The following is an 18,694-nucleotide window of genomic DNA, read 5'->3' as shown; positions in this document are numbered from 1 at the left end:
CTCACCGGAGCAGATAGGGCATGTTGACCGTGACGGCTCCGGTGGGACAGCGGGCCGCGCACGGGCCGCAGTACCAGCACTCGTCGACGTGCATGTACGCCTTGCCGGTGCTGTCGTCGATGGCGAGGGAGTCCAGCGGGCACATGTCCACGCAGAGCGTGCAGCCGTCGATGCACTTCGACTCGTCGATGGTCACGGGCACGTCGGCCCGCTGGGGCGCCAAGGGCATGGCTGTCTCCAGGAAGGTGTGCAGGCGGGGCAGGTGTCTTACAGCGACCGGCGGAGCAGGCCGCTCATCGTGATGCGGTCGCCGCGGAAGCGGATGAACTCGAGGTCGACGGGCCGGCCGTCGGACAGATGGGTGAGGCGCTCCAGCATCAGTACGGCGGCTCCCTGCGGGGCCTGCAGTACGGCGGCGGAGTGGACGTCCGCGTTCACCGCCTCCAGGCTGATCTCGGCGTGGCCGAGCGGCCGGCCGGTGAGCGTCTCCAGGAGCCGGAAGATGTCGGTGTTCTCCAGGTCCTCTCCCAGCAGGGCGGCGCCGACGTCGAGTGGTATGTAGGTCAGGTCGAGGGACAGCGGAAGGCCGCCAAGTCGGCGCAGGCGTTCGATGTACAGGACGTCGGTGCCGGACGGCAGGTGGAGGCGGTCGGCCACCGGTGCGGGGGCGGGTACGGGGCCCATCGTGCGGACCTCGTTGGTGACGCGGCCGTGTTCGCGCAGGGTCTCCGCGAGGCCCATCAGGCGGTCGAGCCCATGGGGGTACTTCTGTGCCACGACGACCGTGCCGACGCCGGGGAGGCGCTCCACGAGGCCTTCGGCGCGCAGCAGGTCGAGGGCCTCGCGAACGGTGTTGCGGGAGGCGCGGAAGTCGGTGGCCAGGATGGACTCGTGGGGAAGAGGGCCTTCGGGAAAGGCGCCGCCGAGGACCTGGTGACGCAGGAGGTCGGCGAGTTGGCGTGCCCGGTCCGCGCGCAGCCGGCGCCGCGCACGGTGGGCGGCGACGGTGCTCGCGCCCTGGCCGGCGTGGTCTCGGAGGCGATCGCTGGAGGACATGTTCTGGACCATACCTATCCGGTAGGGAATGGTGTGTTGCTGGATTGTTGCGCCACTTGACTCATCAACAGATGGGTCGTTGACCTGCGATTTCGTGGTGGGACGGGGAAGATGTGCCAGTTCGCTGTGCCAGGTCGAGCACGTGATGTCCGGCGACACGGCGAGCCCTCACGCACACGACGGCACCGGCTCGCGGTGAGGCGGTCACGCCTCTGCGAACCGGTGCCGTGTGGGGGGTTCCGGGATGCTGCCGGACCTGCGCCAGTGGCGGTCGACGGCCCTTCGGTCAGTTCCTCACGAGCAGGCCGCGGCTGCGCAGGACCCAGCGTTCGAGGGGGCTGAATACGATCAGGTCGATGGCGATGCCGACGAAGAGGATGAGCAGGATGGCTTCGAAGACCATGGCCATGTCGGAGGCGGTGCGGGCGTTTTCGAGGAGTTGGCCGAGGCCGACGCCGAGGTCGGGGAAGCTGGCGATGATCTCGGCGGCCATGAGGGAGCGCCAGGAGAAGGCCCAGCCCTGTTTCATGCCGGCGACGTAGCCGGGCAGGGCGGCGGGCAGGGTGATGTGCCAGGTGCCCTTGAGGCCGGTGGCGCCCATGGTGCGGCCGGCGCGCAGGAAGAGCGGGGGGACCTGGTCGACGCCGGAGACGAGGCCGTTGGCGATGGAGGGGACGGCGCCGAGCAGGATGACGGCGTACATCATGGAGTTGTTCAGGCCGAGCCAGATCACGGCGGGGGGTACCCAGGCGACGGAGGGCAGGGACTGCAGGCCGGACAGGATGGGGCCGATGGCGGCGCGGATGAACTTCACGCGGGCCACCAGCAGGCCCAGCGGGGTGCCGATGAGCAGCGCGAGGCAGAAGCCGAGCAGGCCCCGCGAGACGCTCGTCCAGATGTAACCCAGCAACGAGCCGCTGAGCCACGAGTCCTTCAAGGTGCCGGCCACCGCGCCCGGCGAAGGCAGCTTGGAGGGGTTGTCGACGATCGGGTACAGCACGTACCAGCCGACGAGGACAACCGCGATCGCGGTGACCGGCGGCAGGATCTTGTCGACGAACGTCTTCCGGAACGGCACCCGTCCGGTGGTGGTGGTCTCCAGGGCGTCGAGGCCGGCCTCGACGCTCCCGGCGTCCTGGGCCGGTGTCGTGTCAGTGCTGGCCATGGCGGCGGATCTCCCCACGCAGTACATCGGTGATCTCCAGGGACAGCTCGGCCACGGGTGCGTCCTCGATACGGCGCGGCTGGGGGATGCCGACCCGCCACTCGCGGGCGATACGGCCCGGGCGCGAGGACAGCAGGATCACCCGCTGCGCCAGGCGTACGGCCTCGCGCACGTTGTGGGTGACGAACAGCACCGACAGGCCCGTCTCGGCCCAGATGCGGGTCAGTTCGTCGTGCAGCACGTCCCGGGTGATGGCGTCCAGCGCGGCGAAGGGCTCGTCCATCAGCAGCAGCCGGCTGTCCTGGGCGAGCGCCCGGGCCATGGCCACGCGCTGGCGCATGCCGCCGGACAGCTCGTGCACCCGCTTGCCGTGCGCGCCCTTGAGCCGCACCAGCTCCAGCAGCTCCTCGGCCCGCGTGCGTCGCTCGGGCTTGGGAACTCCGCGGAGTTTGAGGGCGAGTTCGATGTTCTTGCCCGCGCTGAGCCAGGGGAACAGGGCGTGTTCCTGGAACATCAGGGCCGGGCGGCCGTCGGTGGTGATGGTGCCGGCGCTGGGTTCGTCCAGGCCGGCGACCAGGTTGAGCAGGGTGGACTTGCCGCAGCCGGAGGCCCCCAGGAGGGTGACGAACTCGCCCGGCGCGACATCGAGGCTGATGTCGTCCAGGACGAGCTGCTGCCCGGCGGGGGTCGCGAAGGACTTCGAGACGTGCGCGATACGGGCGGCGTGCTCGACCGACTCGTCGGCCTTGGCGAGCGTCGTGATCGTGGCCATGGTCGTCACCTCCTGGGAATCTCGTCGGAACCTGTGTCAGCGGACGCCGAGACCGGCGTCGTCGACCGTGCTCGCGCCCTCGGACTTGAGGACCTTGTTCAGGAGCGTGAGGTCGTAGATGCCCTTGAGGTCGGGCTTGGTGAGCAGTCCGGCCTTGACGGCGTGGGCGGCCTCGGTGTCGAGGGTGGCGGCCAGCGGGTCGTCGGTGAAGCTGATCGAGGACCAGGCCGGGTCGAGGACCTTCGCGGGCAGGGCCTTGCCGGAGTCGATCGCCAGCTGCTTGTTGGCCGCGGCCTTCGCCTGGTCAGGATTGGCGTTGATCCACTTGTTGCTCTCGACCGAGGCCTTGAGTACCGCCTCGACGGCCTTGGGGTGGGCGTTGAGGAACTTCTGCGACACGATGATGTTCGTGATCACGAACTTCTTGTCGGGCCACAGGGTGGACTCGTCCAGCAGGACCTTGCCGCCCTCGGCGACCAGCTTGGAGGCGGTCGGCTCCGGCACCCAGGCGCCGTCGATGGACCCGGACTTGTAGGCGTCGGGGGTGATCTTGTTGTCGGTGCGTACGACCGTGACGTCGCCCTTGCCGCTCTGCGGGTCGATCCTGTAGCCCTGTTCGGCGGCCCAGTTGAGGAAGGCCACGTCCTGGGTGTTGCCCAGCTGCGGGGTGGCGATCTTCTTGCCCTTGACGTCCTTCAGCGACGTGATCTTCTTGGGGTTGACGACCAGCTTCACCCCGCCGGAGGCCGAACCGCCGATGATGCGCAGGCTCTTGCCGTCCGACTTGGTGTAGCCGTTGATCGCGGGGGAGGGGCCGATCCAACCGATGTCGATGGAACCGGAGTTCAGCGCCTCGATCTCCGAGGGACCTGCGTTGAAGGTGGCGTACTCGGCCTTTGTCGCTCCGAGTTCCTTCTGGAACAGGCCCTGCTCACGGCCCACCAGCGCGGTGGCGTGGGTCAGGTTGCCGAAGTAGCCGATCTTGACCGAGTCGAGACCGTCGATCTTCTTCGCGCCGGCGGCGACCTTGGCGGTGTCGTCGCTCTTCGCCTCGGAGCCGTAGCCGCAGGCGGTGAGCAGGAGGGGGAGCGTCGCGACGACGGCGAGGGTGCGCAGCATGGTGAGCGGTCTTGCGGCAGACACGAAGGTGTCCTCTCAGGAAAAGGAAGGGAAGGGCGTACGGAGCGACGGGGCGTGAAGCCCTGGTGCGCTGGTCTGAGGGTGGCCGGGCGGTGCGGACGGCCTCAGACAGGGCAACAGATGGCGCTCGACGTACGACGGAGGTCGATGTGACGCCGCGAGGTCAGCAAAGGCAGCGACAGCCGTGCGAGGTCGCGCGCTCCCATACCCACCCCCGGATCCCTAGTTTTCCTACCTGCTTGCTAGGGATCGTTCCAGAAGGAGGCGCTCACCCCAAGAGGGTGTTCATATGCTGGACAGGGGAATCTCGCATATCGGGATCGGTGAGATTCGCCGAGCCGACGGTCCTGGTCAGAGTCGTCGGGAAGGGGCCGCGGCAAGACCTGGACGATCACTGTCCGGTCGTCAGGATCGCGCCCGCGATCACGTCGAAGAGGTGGTCGGCGCGGGGGGCGAGCGAAGGCTGGTCGCCAAGCCAGGCGAGTGCGGCGATCAGCGCGAACAGGTCGGCGCCGTCGATGTCGTCGCGCGCCTTGCCCGCGGCCTGGGCGCGGGTGAGCAGTCGGGCCCCGGCCGCGCGCAGGGTGACGCACGCGGCGTGGAGTGCGGATTCGGGGTCGTCGATGGCGGCTGCCATCAGTTCGGTCGCGCCCCGGTATTCGGTCGTCCAGGCGACGCAGTCGCGGAGCCATGAGACGAGGGCGTCTTCGGGCGAGCTCGACGTCTCGAGGGCCTCCGCCTTCGCTGTGAGTTCTTCGAAGCTCGTGCGGAGCAGTGCGTCGAGCAACGCCTCGCGTGTGGGGAAGTGGCGCAGCAGGGTCGCCAGCCCGACGTCGGCCCTGCGTGCGATGTCGCGCAGGGAGACCTCGACACCTTGCTCGGTGATGGCGCTGCCCGCGACGGCGAGCAGGTGGTCGCGGTTCTTCCTGGCGTCGGCCCGCATCGGTCCCTCTTGCTATCCGGATCAGTGGTCCATATATTCGGATCAGTGGTCCACTTATATGGATCGCTGATCCGAATAAGCCTATCCCGCAGTCCGGCAGGAGAGATCGATGTCCACACACACGATGAAGGCCGTTCGGCTCCACGAACATGGCGGACCGGAAGTGCTCCGGTACGAAGAGGTGCCGGTTCCCGAGCCGGGGCCGGGCGAGGTACTCGTTCGCGTGCACGCGGCCGGCGTCAATCCTCCCGACTGGTACCTGCGCGGCGGGCTGACCCGGATGCCGGGGGAGAAGGAGTCGACGGTCGGCCTGCCGGCGATCCCGGGTACGGACGTCTCGGGCGTCGTCGAGGCCGTCGCCCCGGACGTCGACGGCTTCGCCCCATGCGACGAGGTCTTCGGCCTGTTGCGCTTTCCCAGCTTCGGCGGCAGCGCGTACGCCGAGTACGTGGCCGCGCCCGCGTCGGACCTCGCGCACAAACCGGCTGCCCTCGACCATGTGCACGCCGCCGCGGTACCCATGGCCGGACTGACGGCATGGCAGTTCCTGATCGAGGTCGGCCACGACCACCCCTCGCCCTTCCAGAACGAACGGCATCGCCCCACGACCCTGGACGCCGACACCAGGGTCCTCGTCAACGGCGCCGCCGGAGGCGTCGGGCACCTCGCGCTCCAACTGGCGAAATGGAAGGGCGCACATGTCACCGCCGTGGCATCGGGCGCGCACGAAACCTTCCTGCGTGAGCTCGGCGCCGACCGGTTCATCGACTACACCAACCACCGTCCCGAAGAGCTCGTGCACGACCTCGATCTCGTTCTCGACACCGTCGGCGGCCCCGACAGCAGCCGCTTCCTGCGCACCCTCACCCGCGGCGGCTCCCTGTTCCCCGTCTTCCCCGGGGACTTCGACGAGGAAGAGACCGTGAAGCTGGGCGTCAGGGTCTCCACCGCGCAGGTCCGCTCCAACGGCGCGCAGCTCGCCGAACTCGGACGCCTGCTCGACAAGGGCGCGGTCCGCGTCGCGATCGACAGCACGTACGCCCTCTCGGACGCCCGGGCGGCACACGAGCGCGCCGCCCGAGGACACATCCAGGGCAAGGTCGTACTCGAGGTCCGGTGAGTGTCCACCGCCGCTGCTGCGACTGCGTGAAGTGGCTTCCCTGCACGCAGTTGGCCGAAAACCAGCGTTCCTGTCGTGAATAAGGCGTTCTGGAGACCGAATTCGGTCGTCGTATGACGGGCCGGAGGGGCCGTCCTGATCGGACATCCGGGGTGTGTCGGGCGCTCGGGATGCGGAACGGTCTCTATCACGTCGAACTGTCGAAGCGACGTGATCGCGACGAAATCGAATCTTGGGCGGACTATGCAGCTTGTCCGATCTCCGGCTCCGGAGGAATGACTAGCATGAGCCGGTGTTCGGTCCTCTGGACCGAACCGTCGCGTGTCGGCCAAGCCCTCTTTTCCCGTTTCCCGTTCCCAGGACCGAGGACCGCTGAATGTCAGTGCCTGCACCGCCCAGTCAGCATGGGTCAGTCAAGCCGCCCCGTGCCGTGCCGGTCGCGCCTCTGGCCGTACTGCTGGTGGGCGCTGCCGCTGCCGGTGCCGCCGTCGCGATGGCGCCCGCGGATGCCCGTACCTGGACGGTCGCAACGGCCCTGGTCGCCTGGCTCCTCGTGGCGGTCGCCGTACTCTCCAGCGCTCTGCTGCTCCGGCGCTCCGGCCGGTCCACCACGGTATTGGCCGCGGAAGTCGCCCACCTCAAGGCCCAGTTGTCGCAGCAGTCCGCGGAGGCCGCCCACCTGGGGAACGTGACACTGCCCGCGATCGCCAAGCGCCTGCGGGACGGAGCGGGCGCCGGTGAGACGCTGGCCGGTGTACCCATGCCCTCCGAGCCCCAACTGCGGCTGATCGTCGACGCGTTCGCCTCCACGGTGGAGCAGAACGTACGGCACGCCGCGGCCCTGGACGCCGAACGGCAGCAGATCCGGCGGGAGTTGGAGACGGGGGCCGCCGAACTTGAACGGCTGACGACCGAGACCCTGCCCGCCGCGGTCGCCATGCTGCGGGAGGGCAACTCGGCCGACACGGTGCTCGCCGAACTGGACTGGCCGAGGCTTCCGTTGCTGTACCGGCCCGCCGAGTCGTTCGTACGCGAACTGGCCCAGAGCGAACGCCGGGCCGCCGCCGCGCAGGCTGCCTCGGCCAAGGCGCTCAGCCGGGTGCAGGCCAAGGCCGTCAGCATGCTCGCCGACCTCCGTGACATGCAGGAGCGGCACGGCGAGGAGGTCTTCGGCGACCTGTTGAAGCTGGACCACAGCACCTCGCAGCTCGGCCTGATGACCGACCGGCTGGCCCTGCTCATGGGCGGCCGCGCCAGCCGCGCCTGGAACAAGCCGATCGTAATGGAGAGCATCCTGCGCGGCGCGGTCGGCCGGATCGCCGCCTACCAGCGCGTACGCCTGCACTGCCCGACGAGCGCCGCGATCTCCGGCTTCGCCGCCGAAGGCGTCATGCACCTGCTCGCCGAACTGATGGACAACGCGGCCAACTTCTCGCCGCCGATCGACGAAGTCCATGTGTACGTCGAGGAACGCAGCGCCGGCATCGTCGTCACCATCGAGGACAGCGGCCTGAAGATGGCCGACGCGGCAATGCGGCGCGCCGAGCAGGCGGTGTCGGGGCGGATGGCCGACCTCGCCACGCTGCAGGGCACCCGGCTCGGCCTGGCCGTGGTCGGCCGGCTTGCCGTCAAGTACGGCATCAGCGTCAACTACCGACCCTCCTCGCGCGGCGGCACCGGCGTCGTCGTACTCCTGCCCCTGCAACTCCTCGCCCAGCAGCGCGAACCCGCCCCGCGGACCGTGCGCCCCGCTCCGGCCGCACCCCCCGCCGCTGAGCCGTCCGCCACCGTGCCGCGGCCCACCGCACAACCGGCCCTCCCCGAACCCGAGACACACCAGCGTGCCGCGGGCTCCACGCCCAACGGTCTGCCCGTACGCGCCCCCGGCCGCACCATGGCCGAGGCCGAACAGGAGCGGGAGCAGCGCAGGGCGCGTGCCGACGCCCCCGCCCGGGACGAGGGCCGGCCGGGCGGACGCCCCGCGCCGCGCGACGCGGGCGCGAGCTTCGGCGCCTTCCACCGCGGCCGCCAGTCCGGCACCGGGAGCCCCGGCTCCGGGAGCCGCCCCGAGGACGAGCCGCCCAACGCTTAGGCCCACGTCCATCCCCGTACGGCGCCCAGGGCTCTGGCGCACATGCCCCCGCTCGACTTCATGAGATTGGAGGAACGGGTCGGTGACCGGACAGCCGGGCACAACCGCCCCATCACCCACCATGCAGACCACCGACAACAGCCTCGTCTGGCTCCTGAAGAACCTTCTGGAGCGCACCCCCGGCACGCGGCACGCCCTCGTCCTGTCCCGGGACGGCCTCAAGCTGTGCTGGACCGAGCACCTGACGCTCGATCAGGCGGACCAGCTGGCGGCGATCTGCTCGGGCATCCAGGCCCTCGCCCAGGGGGCCTCCGTCGAGTTCGGCGACGGGACCGGCGGCGTCCGCCACTCCATGACCGAATTCCACGGCGGCCTGCTGTTCATCGTGGAGGCCGGCGAGGGCGCCCATCTCGCGGTCCTCGCCGAGGAGAACGCCGATCCCGGCGTGGTCGGCCACCAGATGACCGAGCTGGTCGAGCAGATCGGAGAGCACCTGCGGGCCGAGCCACGCAACCGCGTCCAGGAGAGTGCCTCGTCGTGATCCGCAAGCCCGTGGACACCGGTGATCCCGACCGGCTCTACACGGTCACGGGCGGACGCAGCCGCGCTGACGACTCCTTCGACCTGGTCACCCTGGTGGTCAGCGAGTGCGAGCCGACCGGCGGCATGCAGTCGGAGCACGCTCGCATCCTCGACCTCTGCCGGCATCCCACGGCCGTCGTCGAGATCGCGGCGGAGCTCGGACTGCCCATCACCGTGGTGCGCATCCTGCTCGGCGACCTGCTCGCCATGGGCCGCATCACCGCCCGCCACCCGCGCGCGGCGCAGGCCGTCGCCTCGCTCCCCGATTCCGCCCTTCTCAAGGAGGTGCTCCATGGGCTCCGTAACCTCTGAGCTGCCTTCCCGGCGAACGCCCCTGGCCGACGCTGCCGAGACCGGCCTGAAGATCGTCGTCGTGGGCGGATTCGGAGTCGGAAAGACGACCCTGGTCCGCTCGGTCAGCGAGATCCGGCCGCTCAACACCGAGGAGGTGATGACCCAGGCAGGCGTCGGCGTCGACGAGACGCACGGCGTGGCGGCGAAGACCACCACCACGGTGGCCTTCGACTTCGGGCGGATCAGCCTCAACGAGCACATGGTCCTCTACCTCTTCGGCGCTCCCGGCCAGGAGCGCTTCTGGTTCCTGTGGGACCGGCTCTTCTCCGGCACGCTCGGCGCGGTCGTCCTGGTCGACACGCGCCGGATGGACGACTCGTGGTACGCCATCGACCGCCTCGAACACCACAAGACGCCCTTCGTCGTGGCCGTCAACCGCTTCGACGACGACCCCTCCCGGTACTCCCTGGACGAGATCCGCCAGGCGCTCGCCCTGCCGGAGCACGTGCCGCTGATCGACTGCGACGCGCGCGTCAGGACATCGGGCAAGGACGTGCTGATCACCCTCGTGAACCATCTCTACGAACTGGCCATGACCCGGGAGACGACACCGTGACCGACGCCGGATCCTCCTCCCCGCCCGAGGCTCCCGCGGGCTGCCCCGCCCACCCCGGGGCGGTGCGCCTGGCAGGTCTGGAGTACCAGCAGACGCCGTCGCAGCTCTACCGCGAGCTGCGCAGGAACCACGGCGCGGTGGCGCCCGTGCTGCTGGACGGTGACATACCCGCCTGGCTGGTCCTCGGCTACTCCGAGGTCAGCTACGTGACCAGTCACGACGAGCTGTTCGCCCGGGACTCGCGCCGCTGGAACCAGTGGGAGCACATCCCGGCCGACTGGCCGCTGCTGCCGTTCGTCGGGTACCAGCCGTCGGTGCTGTTCACCGAGGGCGAGGAGCACCGGCGGCGGGCGGGGGTGATCACGGACGCGCTGGAGGGCGTCGACCAGTTCGAGCTGGCCCGCGACTGCCAGCAGATCGCCGACCGGCTCATCTCGGACTTCGCCGGCAGCGGCCAGGCGGAGCTGATGAGCGCGTACGCGCACGCCCTGGCGATGCGCGCCGCGGTGCGGATGTGCGGGATGCCGGCGACCGGCAGCGACACCCAGCAGCTCGTGGAGGACCTGCGGATCTCCCTCGACGCGGCGGAGGGCGACGACCCGGTGGCCGCGTACGGGCGGGTGGGCGCGCGGATCCAGCAGCTGGTGAAGGACAAGCGCGACAGGCCCGGACCGGACGTCACCTCGCGGATCGTGCTCCATCCGGCCGGGCTGACCGACGAGGAGATCGTGCAGGACCTGATCTCCGTCATCGCCGCCGCGCAGCAGCCGACGGCCAACTGGATCTGCAACACCCTCAGGCTGCTGCTCACCGACGAGCGCTTCGCCCTGAACGTCTCGGGCGGCCGGCTCAGTGTGGGCGAGGCCCTGAACGAGGTGCTGTGGCTTGACACGCCGACGCAGAACTTCATCGGCCGCTGGGCGGTGCGCGACACTCAGCTTGGCGGACGGCAGATCCGGGCCGGTGACTGTCTGGTGCTCGGGCTGGCCGCGGCCAACACCGACCCGCAGATCTGGCCCGACTCCTATGTCGGCGCGGAGAACGCCGCGCATCTGTCGTTCAGCAACGGCGAGCACCGCTGCCCCTACCCGGCTCCGCTGCTGGCCGACGTCATCGCCCGTACGGCGGTCGAGACGCTCCTGGAGCGGCTGCCCGACCTGGTGTTGTCGGTGGAGCCGGAGGAGCTGACCTGGCGGCCGTCCATCTGGATGCGGGGGCTGACCTCGCTGCCGGTGCAGTTCACCCCGGTGGTGCACTAGCGTCCGGGCAGGCGCGGAACGGGGTGGGCTGTGGGGCGCCCACCCGTTGGCTCTGCTCAGGGGTCAGTCGGCCACCGGCGTGAACCGCACCGGCAGCGACTGCGGGCCCCGGGTGAACACGCCCTGCTCCACGGGGTCGTAGCCCTCGGCGAGCCGCACGTCGGGCATGGCGTCGAGGAGTTGGTCGACGCCGGTCTCCACTTCGGCCTTGGCCAGCAGGGCGCCCACGCAGAAGTGCCGGCCGAGCGCGAAGGCGAGGTGGTCGGCGGCGGCCGAGAAGGCGGTCGCCGACGTCAGGTCCTCGCGGAAGATGTCGAACCGGTCCGGGTCGCCGTAGCGGTTCTCGTCCCGGTTGGCGGCGCCGATCAGGCAGGTGACGGTGGCGTCGGCGGGGATGGTGCCGCCGCTGAGTTCGACGTCGGTCGCCGACTGCCGCATGATCATGTGGACGGGCGGCGTGTAGCGCAGTGTCTCGGCGAACGCGCGGGCGATCAGGCTGCGGTCCTCACGGACGGCCGCCAGCTGGTCGGGGTGGAGCAACAGGTTCGCGAAGATGCTGGCGATGGCCTTGTCGGTGGTCTCGCCGCCCGCGGCGAGCAGCAGGCTGCAGAAGGCCTTGATGTCCTCGTCGCTCATCTTCACGCCGTCCACCTCGGCGGCGCACAGCGCGGACAGCAGGTCGTCGCCGGGCTTCTCGCGGCGCTCCCGGATGATGGGGAACATGTACTCGGCGAACTCCACCCGGGTCCGCTCACCGGCCGCGGTCACCTCGGGGTCGCCGGAGAGGTTGCCGAGGAAGGCGATGACCGAGGTGTACCAGCGGTGGAAGCGCAGGTGGTCGGCCTTGTCCAGGCCCAGCATGTCCGCGATCACGTTCACGGGGAAGCGGGTCGCGTAATCGGCCACCAGGTCCGCGGAGCCGGTGTGGCGGAAGGCGTCTATCAGGGCACGCGAGTTCTGCTCGATGACGGGCAGGAACTTCTCCTGCAGGTCGCTGCCGCGGAACGCCGGGGCGACCAGTGCCCGCCGCACCGCGTGCTCGCGGCCGCTGAGCTGGAGGATCGTCTTGCCGTGTACGGGCTCGATCTGCCAGTTGTAGTTGTCGGTGGTGAACTCGCTCTTCTTGTCCTTGAAGACGCGTTCCACGTCCTCGTAACGCGAGATGATGTAACTCTGGGTGGGCTCGTGCCAGATGAGCGGAGCCGTTTCTCGCATGACGCGGTAGGCGCTGTAGGGGTTCGCGGAGAACTCGGGCGAGAGGATGTCGGGGACCTGTTGCGCGGTGGACATGGAGCTCCCTGAGGGCAGTGACGAACCTGTCGCCTCAGGTTATTGATCATCTCTTGCCCGCAACAGCCGTGTCCTGGCCGACTGTTGAGTACTGGACAACGCCTGGCTGAAAATCGCCGCCCCTCGTGTTTACTTCCCGCTGCCGTCCAATGGGGCGTGGCCCCAGTTCGTGCGGAGGATGTCCGCGATGGCCCGGCCGGAGGCGTGCCCCGTGGACTCGCCGCCGTCCTTGCGCTGCCCCGCGGCCTGCGAGTCGTCGGTGGCGAGCCACTTCTCCAGTGAGGAGGGCGTCATGTTGACCAGGTCGCGGAAGCTGTCCCAGGTCTCGCGCTTGTCGTCGTCATTCGTCACGTCGGCTCGTCGCCTACTTCTTCTTGTTCTTCAGAGCGGAGGGCTTGTGTACGGCGGTACGGCCGGACTTGTCGCTGCGGACCTCGTACCGGGGCTCCTCCGGAGTGGCGTCGACGGTGTGCCCGGCCGCCTCGGTGCGCTTGGTGATCTTCTTCTCGACGGTGCCGGTGGTCTCGCTGCCGTGACTGCTCCAGGCGACCTTGTCGCCCTTGGCCGGCTCCTTCTTCCCCCGGCTGTCCTTGTTCTTCGCCATGACGGCCTCCTCGCGTGCGGGCTCGTACACGTACACCCACCACCCTGAGGGCGGCGACGGGGGTCCGCATCTTCGCTACGGCCCTCCGCCGGCCGAGCCGCCCAGCGATGCTCCGGTGACCGGGGCCACCGGAGCGGGGAGCATCATGCCTGATGCTGTGCCGTATAGACGGTCGCGGTCATCGGTGCGGTCACCTGGCCGGACCCGAGGCGATCCGTCATCTTCTTCGTCACGGCCGCCTGGAGGGTCCGGGCGTCCGGACGGGCCTGCAGGGCGGCGCTGACCGGTGTGCCGTTGAGGAAGCCGGTGGCGACGGAGGCGGCGGACTCCGCGACGCCGTCCAGGGTGATCTCCTCCGCGCCGGCCAGGGCCAGCCCGGCGGCCGCGAGATCGGAGGCGACGACCGCCGGATCGGTGTAGCCGTGCGGCGTCTCCCTCAAGAACGGGGGCGCTTCGCCGGGCAAGCACTCTTCCAATGCGGTCTGGAAGGCGGCGTCGAACCCGTGCGAGGCCAGCGGGCCCCAACTGCTGAACACGAACCGCCCCTGCGGTGCCAGGACCCTGCCCACCTCGGCGTAGGCGGCGGGTCTGTCGGGAAAGAACATCACCCCGAACTGGCACACGACGAGATCGAAACTGCCGTCCTCGAAGGGGAGTTGCTGGGCGTCCGCCTGCCGCCAGTGCGCCCGCGGCTCACGAGCGGAGCCGGCGGTGACCATCGCTTCGTTGAGATCGGTCGCCACCATCGACGCCCCGGGCACGGCGGTGAGCAGGGCCGAGGTCAGCGCTCCGGTTCCGGCGGCCAGCTCCAGGATCGTGCCGGGCCCCAGCGCGGCCGCCCGGGCGGCCAGATCCGCCGCGAAGGGACGGAACAGGACCGGTACCAGGTGACGTTCGTAGGCCTCGGGCATGGAGCGTGTCCACCGCCGGCTCGCATCGTCTGCGTTCACCCGACGCAGACTAGCTCCGGCGAAGTCACGACGACGGACGATCGCAGCCATCGCCCCTGCGTGTCACACCGGCGGAACCGAGGGAGCGCGGCGCGGTTACTTGCCCACTGGCAGGAACCTACCGCCGGCTGACGACGTCGTCATTCCCGCCGCGGTGGCCGTCCGGCTGGTTACCCTGGCCGGCCGTGATCAACCGGAAGGTGCCGTGATGAGTCAGTACTTCGACGTCGGCGATGAGACGCTGTGGAACCCGTCCAATGGCGCGTCCCGCCTGTTTCTGCGCCAAGTCGCCGCCTTCGAGGCGGAGCTGGGACTCGCATCCGGTATCGGACCGATGGAGAACGACGAGTGTCAGATAGATCCGGCCGCCTTCGAGATCTTCGCCAACGCCCTTCTGGCTCAGCACCGAAGAACCAGCCACACCATCATGCTGGCCCTCTCCGAAGGCTTCACCGCCACGACACTGGTGCTGGCCGAGCGCGCCGGGATCGAGGTGGACTGGGCCCGGCTCGGAGCCACGCCCGAGGGCACGCTCAGCGATGTGCAGGTGTCGGCTCCCACGGGGATGTCCGCACCGCCGGAAGGCGAGACCTGGGCGTCGCGACTGCGAGAGAAGGCCGGGGAGCTGGGTCGTCACATGCCCCGGTGACCGGAGGCAGGGCTGCGACCAGCGCGATGAGGATTGACGACCGTAGGCGCCGTTTGCGGCGACGAACGAGTTTCCCCCGTTCGGCGCAGACTGGCCGTGTGCGGGCGGGGCATTCGATGGTCACCCCCGGGGCGTGATCCTCCTGGCGCGCCCCGGGGTGTGTATGCGCGGGTGCCGCGGCCATCCCCGAGTCGCCGCGGCACACCGCGCCCCCCCCGCAGCAGCCGCGTCCCCCTCAGATGCGGAGCGCCTGGTGGAGGGTTTCGCGGCAGTCGATGACGTCGTCCACGCCGACGATCTCCATCGTGCGCCGCACCGAGCCGGTGGGGGCGGCCAGCCGGAGCCAGCCGTTCGCCTGCGTATGAGTGCGGTGGGCGGCGATGAGGATGTTGATGCCGGTGGAGTCCATGAAGGTCAGCCGGCTCAGGTCGACGACGGTGCGCGGGCGCGCGGTGTCGGCGGCGTCCAGGGCATGGCGGAGGATCTCCCCGGTGTCGTGGTCGATCTCTCCGGTCAGACAGAGCACGCGGATGCCGTCGGTGGTGGTCGTCACGACCGACAGCCGGGCGGGGGAGTTGGTTGGTTTCCTCACGGTTCCTCGTCCAGGCCGGTGATGGTGATGCGCAAGCTTGGGCCAGAATGGTGTGTCACACGGTACGGGTGATGCACGTACGTGGTGGGCCATCCGGGGGCGGCGGAGGGTCAGGCTCGCGTGCACGGGTACACGCGTAGGTGTGAAACGGGGAGTGGAGGCGACGGTGATGGACCCAGGGTCGGGAGTCGACCGTGGCGGTACTGCCCTGCGACATGGTCTGGGCGGACTGCAGACGTCCCTCGCGTTGGACGGGGACGGCGCCTGCATCGCCCGGGCGCGTCATACGGCGGCGGACTTCCTCGCCCGGGTCCAGGCCGAGCGCGGTGTGGAGGTTTCCGCCCGGGCGTCGGACCTGACGCAGCTGGTGGTCAGCGAGCTGGTCACCAACGCCTGCAAGTACGCGCCGGGCCCGATACTGCTGCACCTGCGGGTGACCGGTGCGGTGGTGGAAGTGGTGGTGTGGGATTCGGACCCGGTGCTGCCCGTGGCGCGCAGTGCCGATGCCGACCGGGTGGGGCAGCACGGGCTGGAGATCGTGACGGCCCTCGCCCTCAGCGTCGACGCCGAGCGCGAGCCGGCCGGCAAGCGCATCACCGCCCGAATCACGTTGAAGGACACCGCCTCGGGCCGGTAGCACTCTCAGTGACCTGTCCGGAGTCGTTCTCGTTCCGGGCGTCGTCCATCTGATGACGACAGAAGGCCCGTCGTCCAGGCACATGTGCGTGGACGACGGGCCCCGGCCGACGGACCGGCGTGGTGCCTCAGTGTTGCTGCCGGGCCTCGTCGGTGATCTGCCGGCCTGACGCACGGGCCTGATCGGTCACCTGGGCGCCCTGGTCGCGTACTTGCTCCTGGGTGGTGCGTGCGGCGTCGGCGGCTGTGGACCTGACTTCTTCCGTGGCGGTCTGCGCCGCTTCCCTGGCACCTTCCTTGAGGTGCTGCGCCGATTCCAGGGCGGCCTGCTTGACCGGCTCCAGTGCCTGTCCCTCGCGTTCCATGAGAGTCGAGACCGCCTCTTCCTCCGTGGAGGAGGCAGGCAGCATCGAGGAGGCGAGGACGCCGACGCCGAAGGCGATCAGTCCCGCCGCCAGCGGGCTTCCCTGGGTCTGACGCATGACCTGCTCCGGCGCCTGCCGCACGGCATCGCCCGCCTGTTCCGCCGTCTGACGCACCGAGTCGGTGGCCTGTCCGGCGCTGTCCTGGAGTGAGTCCGCCGCCGACCGGGTGCTTCCCTTGACCCCGTGGGCGGTGTTCGAGGCGGATCCCATGACCCGGTCCCGCAGGCCCGTGAAGGTGCCCTTCGCCCGTTCGGTGCGGCGGTGAACCATGCGCCGGGGACTGGCTCGGTCCGTCAGCTGGTCCACGTCCGCGGACAGTTGGTCGCGGGTCGCGTCGATGTCGGCCCTTATCCGCTCGGGTGACGTGCCCATTCGGCGTTCTCCTTCATCGTTTCGACGGTCTGCTGAGGAGTGGGGGAGACGGTGCGCATCTGGGTGCGGCCGCGTTGGTAGAGCACGGCTGCGACGATCGCCCACACTCCGGTGACGATCAGGGCGGCCCAGCCGCCGTCCATGACGTTGGACAGGCCCAGTACGGCGGCCAGGGACAGGAACAGCAGCACCATGTAACCGGCGAAACCCGCGCCCCCGTACATCCCGGCCGCTTTGCCGGCCTTGGTCGCTTCCTGGCGGACCTCCGCCTTGGCCAGGTCGATCTCCTGGCGGAACAGTGTCTGGACGTCGGAGGTCACTGCCGACAGCAGTTCGCCCACCGACCTGTCCTGCCCGCGCTCCGCAGGGCTCGGGGGGATCGAGGACATCTCACACCTCCGGATAGGGCCGAACCGGCGGCGGCGCCTGTGGCGGCCCGGAAGGCTCCGGCGCCTGCGCGACAGCCGGTGGTACCGGCGGCACCGGTGGGGCCTGAGGCACGGAGGAGGGCGGCACGGAGGCGGGCGGCACAGGCGGGGCCTGCGGCACGGAGGCGGGCGGAAGGGGCGGGGCTGCCGTCTCGGCTTCCGGCGGAAGCTCGGACGTCGCTGGCAGGCTGCGCTGCCCGGACGACGACTGTCCCGCCTTGCCCGCCACCTTGGCCAGTCGACCGACCGCGAGGCCCGCCAGCAGAGCGCCCCCCAGGAACGCGCCCGGCCGCCTGCGGGCGAAGTGTCGAAGGTCGGTCAGTACGCCGTCGACACCCTGCTTCTCGAGGTAGCCGGCGGCCCGGTGGCCGCTGTCGGAGATCTGGGCGGCGAGGCTGCGGGCGGGTGAGTCGCCCGGGGCGTGATCGGCGAGACCGCCTATGTCGTCCGACCACTGGCGCAGCACTCCCGCGGCGCGCCGGGCCTGCTCCTCGGCCTCCGCGACCGTACGACTGCGCAGATCGTCGAGGGCGCGGCCGGCCTGGTGCCGGGCCTCGCCGACCACGGCCTTCCCCTGCTCCGCGACGGTTTCCTTGATCTGCCCCGCAGCCTGTTTTGCCTGGTCGGCGGTGGCTGTGGCCTCTGTCTTGGCCGTTTCACCGGTTTCCCTGAGCCTCCCGGCACGGTCCTGCTCGGCATCACTCATTACGACGCTCCTCCTGCCGCGGAGTGGTTCCATGGGCGTTCCGTGAGACCGGTGGCCGTCATGCCGTCTCGGGTCCCTCGGCCATGCATCCGCTGCAGCCCCGAGTAACAATCCGTCGGGGGTCGACACATAAATCAGCTCATTGCTTTTATGTCGTGTGCCATGGTGGTTTTTGTTGAGAGATGCAGACTTCGCGGGAGGCGGCCGCGCCGCATACAGGGTCACCGGGCTCGCCGGCACCGTGCGGCGAGCCCTTCCCGTCCGGATCAGCTCAGGCTGAACTTCTGGGCGGTGGCGCCGTTGCAGTCCCAGATCTGCAGGCGGGTGCCGTTGGCGGTGGCGCCGCTGGGGGAGTCGAGGCAGCGGCCCGACTGCGGGTTGCGCAGGGAACCGTCCGCCTGCTGCACCCACTTCTGCCCGCCGACGCCGTTGCAGTCCCACAGTTCGACCTTGGTGCCGTTCGCGGTGCCGTTGCCCACGATGTCCAGGCAACGGCCCAGGGTGGAGAGGGAGTTGTCCGATCCGTGGGTCCAGTGCTGGTCCACGGCGTAGGACTGGCAGTCCCACAGCTGGACGGCTGCTCCGTTGGTGCCGGTGTCGTCTGCCGTGACGTCGACGCATTTGCCGCCGGGGCCGGTGACGGTGCCGCCGCCGTTGACCGAGAACTTCTGGGCGGTGGCGCCGTTGCAGTCCCAGATCTGCAGGCGGGTGCCGTTGGCGGTGGCGCCGCTGGGGGAGTCGAGGCAGCGGCCCGACTGCGGGTTGCGCAGGGAACCGTCCGCCTGCTGCACCCACTTCTGCCCGCCGACGCCGTTGCAGTCCCACAGTTCGAGTTTGGCGCCGGCCGCCGTGCCGTTGTTCTCGATGTCCAGGCAACGCCCGAGGGTGGAGAGGGAGCCGTCGGGGTTGTGGGTCCAGTGCTGGTCCTCGGCATAGGTCTGGCAGTCCCACAGCTGGACGGCCGCTCCGTTGGTGCCCGAGTCGTCGGCGGCCACGTCCATGC

23 protein-coding genes and 1 pseudogene are annotated in these 18,694 nt (G+C 69.8%); 8 read left to right on the top strand and 16 right to left on the bottom strand.

Annotated elements, in window-relative coordinates:
* Nucleotide 1: 1 nt before the first annotated feature.
* From FBY22_RS21820 to FBY22_RS21795, 7 genes are all read right to left on the bottom strand, one after another.
* Nucleotides 2-229 (bottom strand): ferredoxin family protein, encoded by a 228-nt coding sequence (locus tag FBY22_RS21820; protein WP_030180763.1) that lies wholly within the window; start codon nt 227-229, stop codon nt 2-4.
* A 38-nt stretch (nt 230-267) separates the two neighbouring features.
* A complete protein-coding gene (locus tag FBY22_RS21815; RefSeq protein WP_142148436.1) occupies nt 268-1,056 on the bottom strand; it encodes a GntR family transcriptional regulator in 789 nt (262 codons plus the stop codon).
* A gap of 286 nt (nt 1,057-1,342) precedes the next feature.
* Complete coding sequence (locus tag FBY22_RS21810) at nt 1,343-2,221, bottom strand: ABC transporter permease (protein WP_142148434.1); 879 nt, start codon at nt 2,219-2,221, stop codon at nt 1,343-1,345.
* The gene (locus FBY22_RS21805; protein ID WP_142148432.1) at nt 2,208-2,993 is read right to left on the bottom strand and encodes an ABC transporter ATP-binding protein; all 786 of its coding nucleotides are present in this window, start codon (nt 2,991-2,993) and stop codon (nt 2,208-2,210) included. The genes FBY22_RS21810 and FBY22_RS21805 overlap by 14 nt, the downstream gene beginning before the upstream one ends.
* Nucleotides 2,994-3,029: 36 nt before the next feature.
* The gene (locus FBY22_RS21800; RefSeq protein ID WP_142152443.1) at nt 3,030-4,112 is read right to left on the bottom strand and encodes an aliphatic sulfonate ABC transporter substrate-binding protein; all 1,083 of its coding nucleotides are present in this window, start codon (nt 4,110-4,112) and stop codon (nt 3,030-3,032) included.
* Between the two features lie 125 nt (nt 4,113-4,237).
* The gene (locus FBY22_RS46030; RefSeq protein ID WP_351478117.1) at nt 4,238-4,339 is read right to left on the bottom strand and encodes a putative leader peptide; all 102 of its coding nucleotides are present in this window, start codon (nt 4,337-4,339) and stop codon (nt 4,238-4,240) included.
* A gap of 185 nt (nt 4,340-4,524) precedes the next feature.
* Nucleotides 4,525-5,076, bottom strand: coding sequence for a TetR/AcrR family transcriptional regulator (locus tag FBY22_RS21795; RefSeq protein ID WP_142148430.1), 552 nt, complete (start codon nt 5,074-5,076; stop codon nt 4,525-4,527).
* A 109-nt stretch (nt 5,077-5,185) separates the two neighbouring features.
* Between FBY22_RS21795 and FBY22_RS21790 the strand changes: the two genes are divergently transcribed.
* From FBY22_RS21790 to FBY22_RS21765, 6 genes are all read left to right on the top strand, one after another.
* On the top strand, nt 5,186-6,196 hold the full coding sequence (locus tag FBY22_RS21790; protein WP_174267234.1) for an NADP-dependent oxidoreductase: 1,011 nt from the start codon (nt 5,186-5,188) through the stop codon (nt 6,194-6,196).
* A gap of 376 nt (nt 6,197-6,572) precedes the next feature.
* Entirely contained in the window at nt 6,573-8,288 is a 1,716-nt protein-coding gene (locus tag FBY22_RS21785; RefSeq protein ID WP_142148428.1) for an ATP-binding protein, read from the top strand.
* Nucleotides 8,289-8,409: 121 nt separating this feature from the next.
* Entirely contained in the window at nt 8,410-8,829 is a 420-nt protein-coding gene (locus FBY22_RS21780; protein WP_174267233.1) for a roadblock/LC7 domain-containing protein, read from the top strand.
* Nucleotides 8,826-9,182: a DUF742 domain-containing protein gene (locus tag FBY22_RS21775; protein WP_174267232.1), complete on the top strand. Its 357-nt coding sequence runs from the start codon at nt 8,826-8,828 to the stop codon at nt 9,180-9,182. Before FBY22_RS21780 ends, FBY22_RS21775 begins: the two co-directional genes overlap by 4 nt.
* Entirely contained in the window at nt 9,163-9,780 is a 618-nt protein-coding gene (locus tag FBY22_RS21770; protein ID WP_142148424.1) for an ATP/GTP-binding protein, read from the top strand. Before FBY22_RS21775 ends, FBY22_RS21770 begins: the two co-directional genes overlap by 20 nt.
* Nucleotides 9,777-11,039, top strand: a complete 1,263-nt coding sequence (locus tag FBY22_RS21765; protein WP_142148422.1) for a cytochrome P450 — start codon at nt 9,777-9,779, stop codon at nt 11,037-11,039. The genes FBY22_RS21770 and FBY22_RS21765 overlap by 4 nt, the downstream gene beginning before the upstream one ends.
* Before the next feature lie 63 nt (nt 11,040-11,102).
* Here FBY22_RS21765 and FBY22_RS21760 read toward each other — a convergent pair whose 3' ends face one another.
* The 4 genes and pseudogenes from FBY22_RS21760 to FBY22_RS21745 all read right to left on the bottom strand — a co-directional run bounded on the left by FBY22_RS21760 (nt 11,103) and on the right by FBY22_RS21745 (nt 13,844).
* A complete protein-coding gene (locus tag FBY22_RS21760) occupies nt 11,103-12,329 on the bottom strand; it encodes a cytochrome P450 (protein ID WP_142148420.1) in 1,227 nt (408 codons plus the stop codon).
* A gap of 159 nt (nt 12,330-12,488) precedes the next feature.
* A pseudogene (locus tag FBY22_RS21755) lies at nt 12,489-12,680 on the bottom strand (DUF3140 domain-containing protein); the annotation flags it as partial.
* A gap of 13 nt (nt 12,681-12,693) precedes the next feature.
* A complete protein-coding gene (locus FBY22_RS21750; RefSeq protein ID WP_142152439.1) occupies nt 12,694-12,933 on the bottom strand; it encodes a DUF2945 domain-containing protein in 240 nt (79 codons plus the stop codon).
* 143 nt (nt 12,934-13,076) lie between these two features.
* Nucleotides 13,077-13,844 (bottom strand): class I SAM-dependent methyltransferase, encoded by a 768-nt coding sequence (locus tag FBY22_RS21745; RefSeq protein WP_142152438.1) that lies wholly within the window; start codon nt 13,842-13,844, stop codon nt 13,077-13,079.
* A gap of 247 nt (nt 13,845-14,091) precedes the next feature.
* On the opposite strand from FBY22_RS21745, the gene FBY22_RS21740 reads away from it, so the two are divergent.
* The gene (locus tag FBY22_RS21740; protein ID WP_142148419.1) at nt 14,092-14,532 is read left to right on the top strand and encodes a DUF6086 family protein; all 441 of its coding nucleotides are present in this window, start codon (nt 14,092-14,094) and stop codon (nt 14,530-14,532) included.
* A 235-nt stretch (nt 14,533-14,767) separates the two neighbouring features.
* Here the strand turns inward: FBY22_RS21740 and FBY22_RS21735 are convergent, their stop codons facing one another.
* Nucleotides 14,768-15,124 carry an STAS domain-containing protein gene (locus FBY22_RS21735; RefSeq protein ID WP_260845055.1) on the bottom strand — a complete coding sequence of 119 codons (357 nt, stop codon included), beginning with the start codon at nt 15,122-15,124 and terminating at the stop codon, nt 14,768-14,770.
* Nucleotides 15,125-15,293: 169 nt separating this feature from the next.
* On the opposite strand from FBY22_RS21735, the gene FBY22_RS21730 reads away from it, so the two are divergent.
* Entirely contained in the window at nt 15,294-15,761 is a 468-nt protein-coding gene (locus FBY22_RS21730) for an ATP-binding protein (protein WP_142148417.1), read from the top strand.
* Between the two features lie 127 nt (nt 15,762-15,888).
* Here the strand turns inward: FBY22_RS21730 and FBY22_RS21725 are convergent, their stop codons facing one another.
* From FBY22_RS21725 to FBY22_RS45300, 4 genes are all read right to left on the bottom strand, one after another.
* The gene (locus FBY22_RS21725) at nt 15,889-16,557 is read right to left on the bottom strand and encodes a DUF3618 domain-containing protein (protein WP_142148415.1); all 669 of its coding nucleotides are present in this window, start codon (nt 16,555-16,557) and stop codon (nt 15,889-15,891) included.
* Nucleotides 16,533-16,946, bottom strand: coding sequence for a phage holin family protein (locus tag FBY22_RS21720; RefSeq protein ID WP_142148413.1), 414 nt, complete (start codon nt 16,944-16,946; stop codon nt 16,533-16,535). The genes FBY22_RS21725 and FBY22_RS21720 overlap by 25 nt, the downstream gene beginning before the upstream one ends.
* 1 nt (nt 16,947) lies before the next feature.
* Nucleotides 16,948-17,691 (bottom strand): hypothetical protein, encoded by a 744-nt coding sequence (locus tag FBY22_RS44460; protein ID WP_186363034.1) that lies wholly within the window; start codon nt 17,689-17,691, stop codon nt 16,948-16,950.
* A 266-nt stretch (nt 17,692-17,957) separates the two neighbouring features.
* Nucleotides 17,958-18,692, bottom strand: a complete 735-nt coding sequence (locus FBY22_RS45300) for an RICIN domain-containing protein (protein ID WP_260845311.1) — start codon at nt 18,690-18,692, stop codon at nt 17,958-17,960.
* Nucleotides 18,693-18,694: the final 2 nt, after the last annotated feature.

Source organism: Streptomyces sp. SLBN-31, assembly GCF_006715395.1.
In the GTDB taxonomy this organism is placed as follows: Bacteria; Actinomycetota; Actinomycetes; order Streptomycetales; family Streptomycetaceae; genus Streptomyces.
Note: the sequence above shows the minus strand (reverse complement) of the source record. Positions and strands in the feature narration are given on the sequence as shown.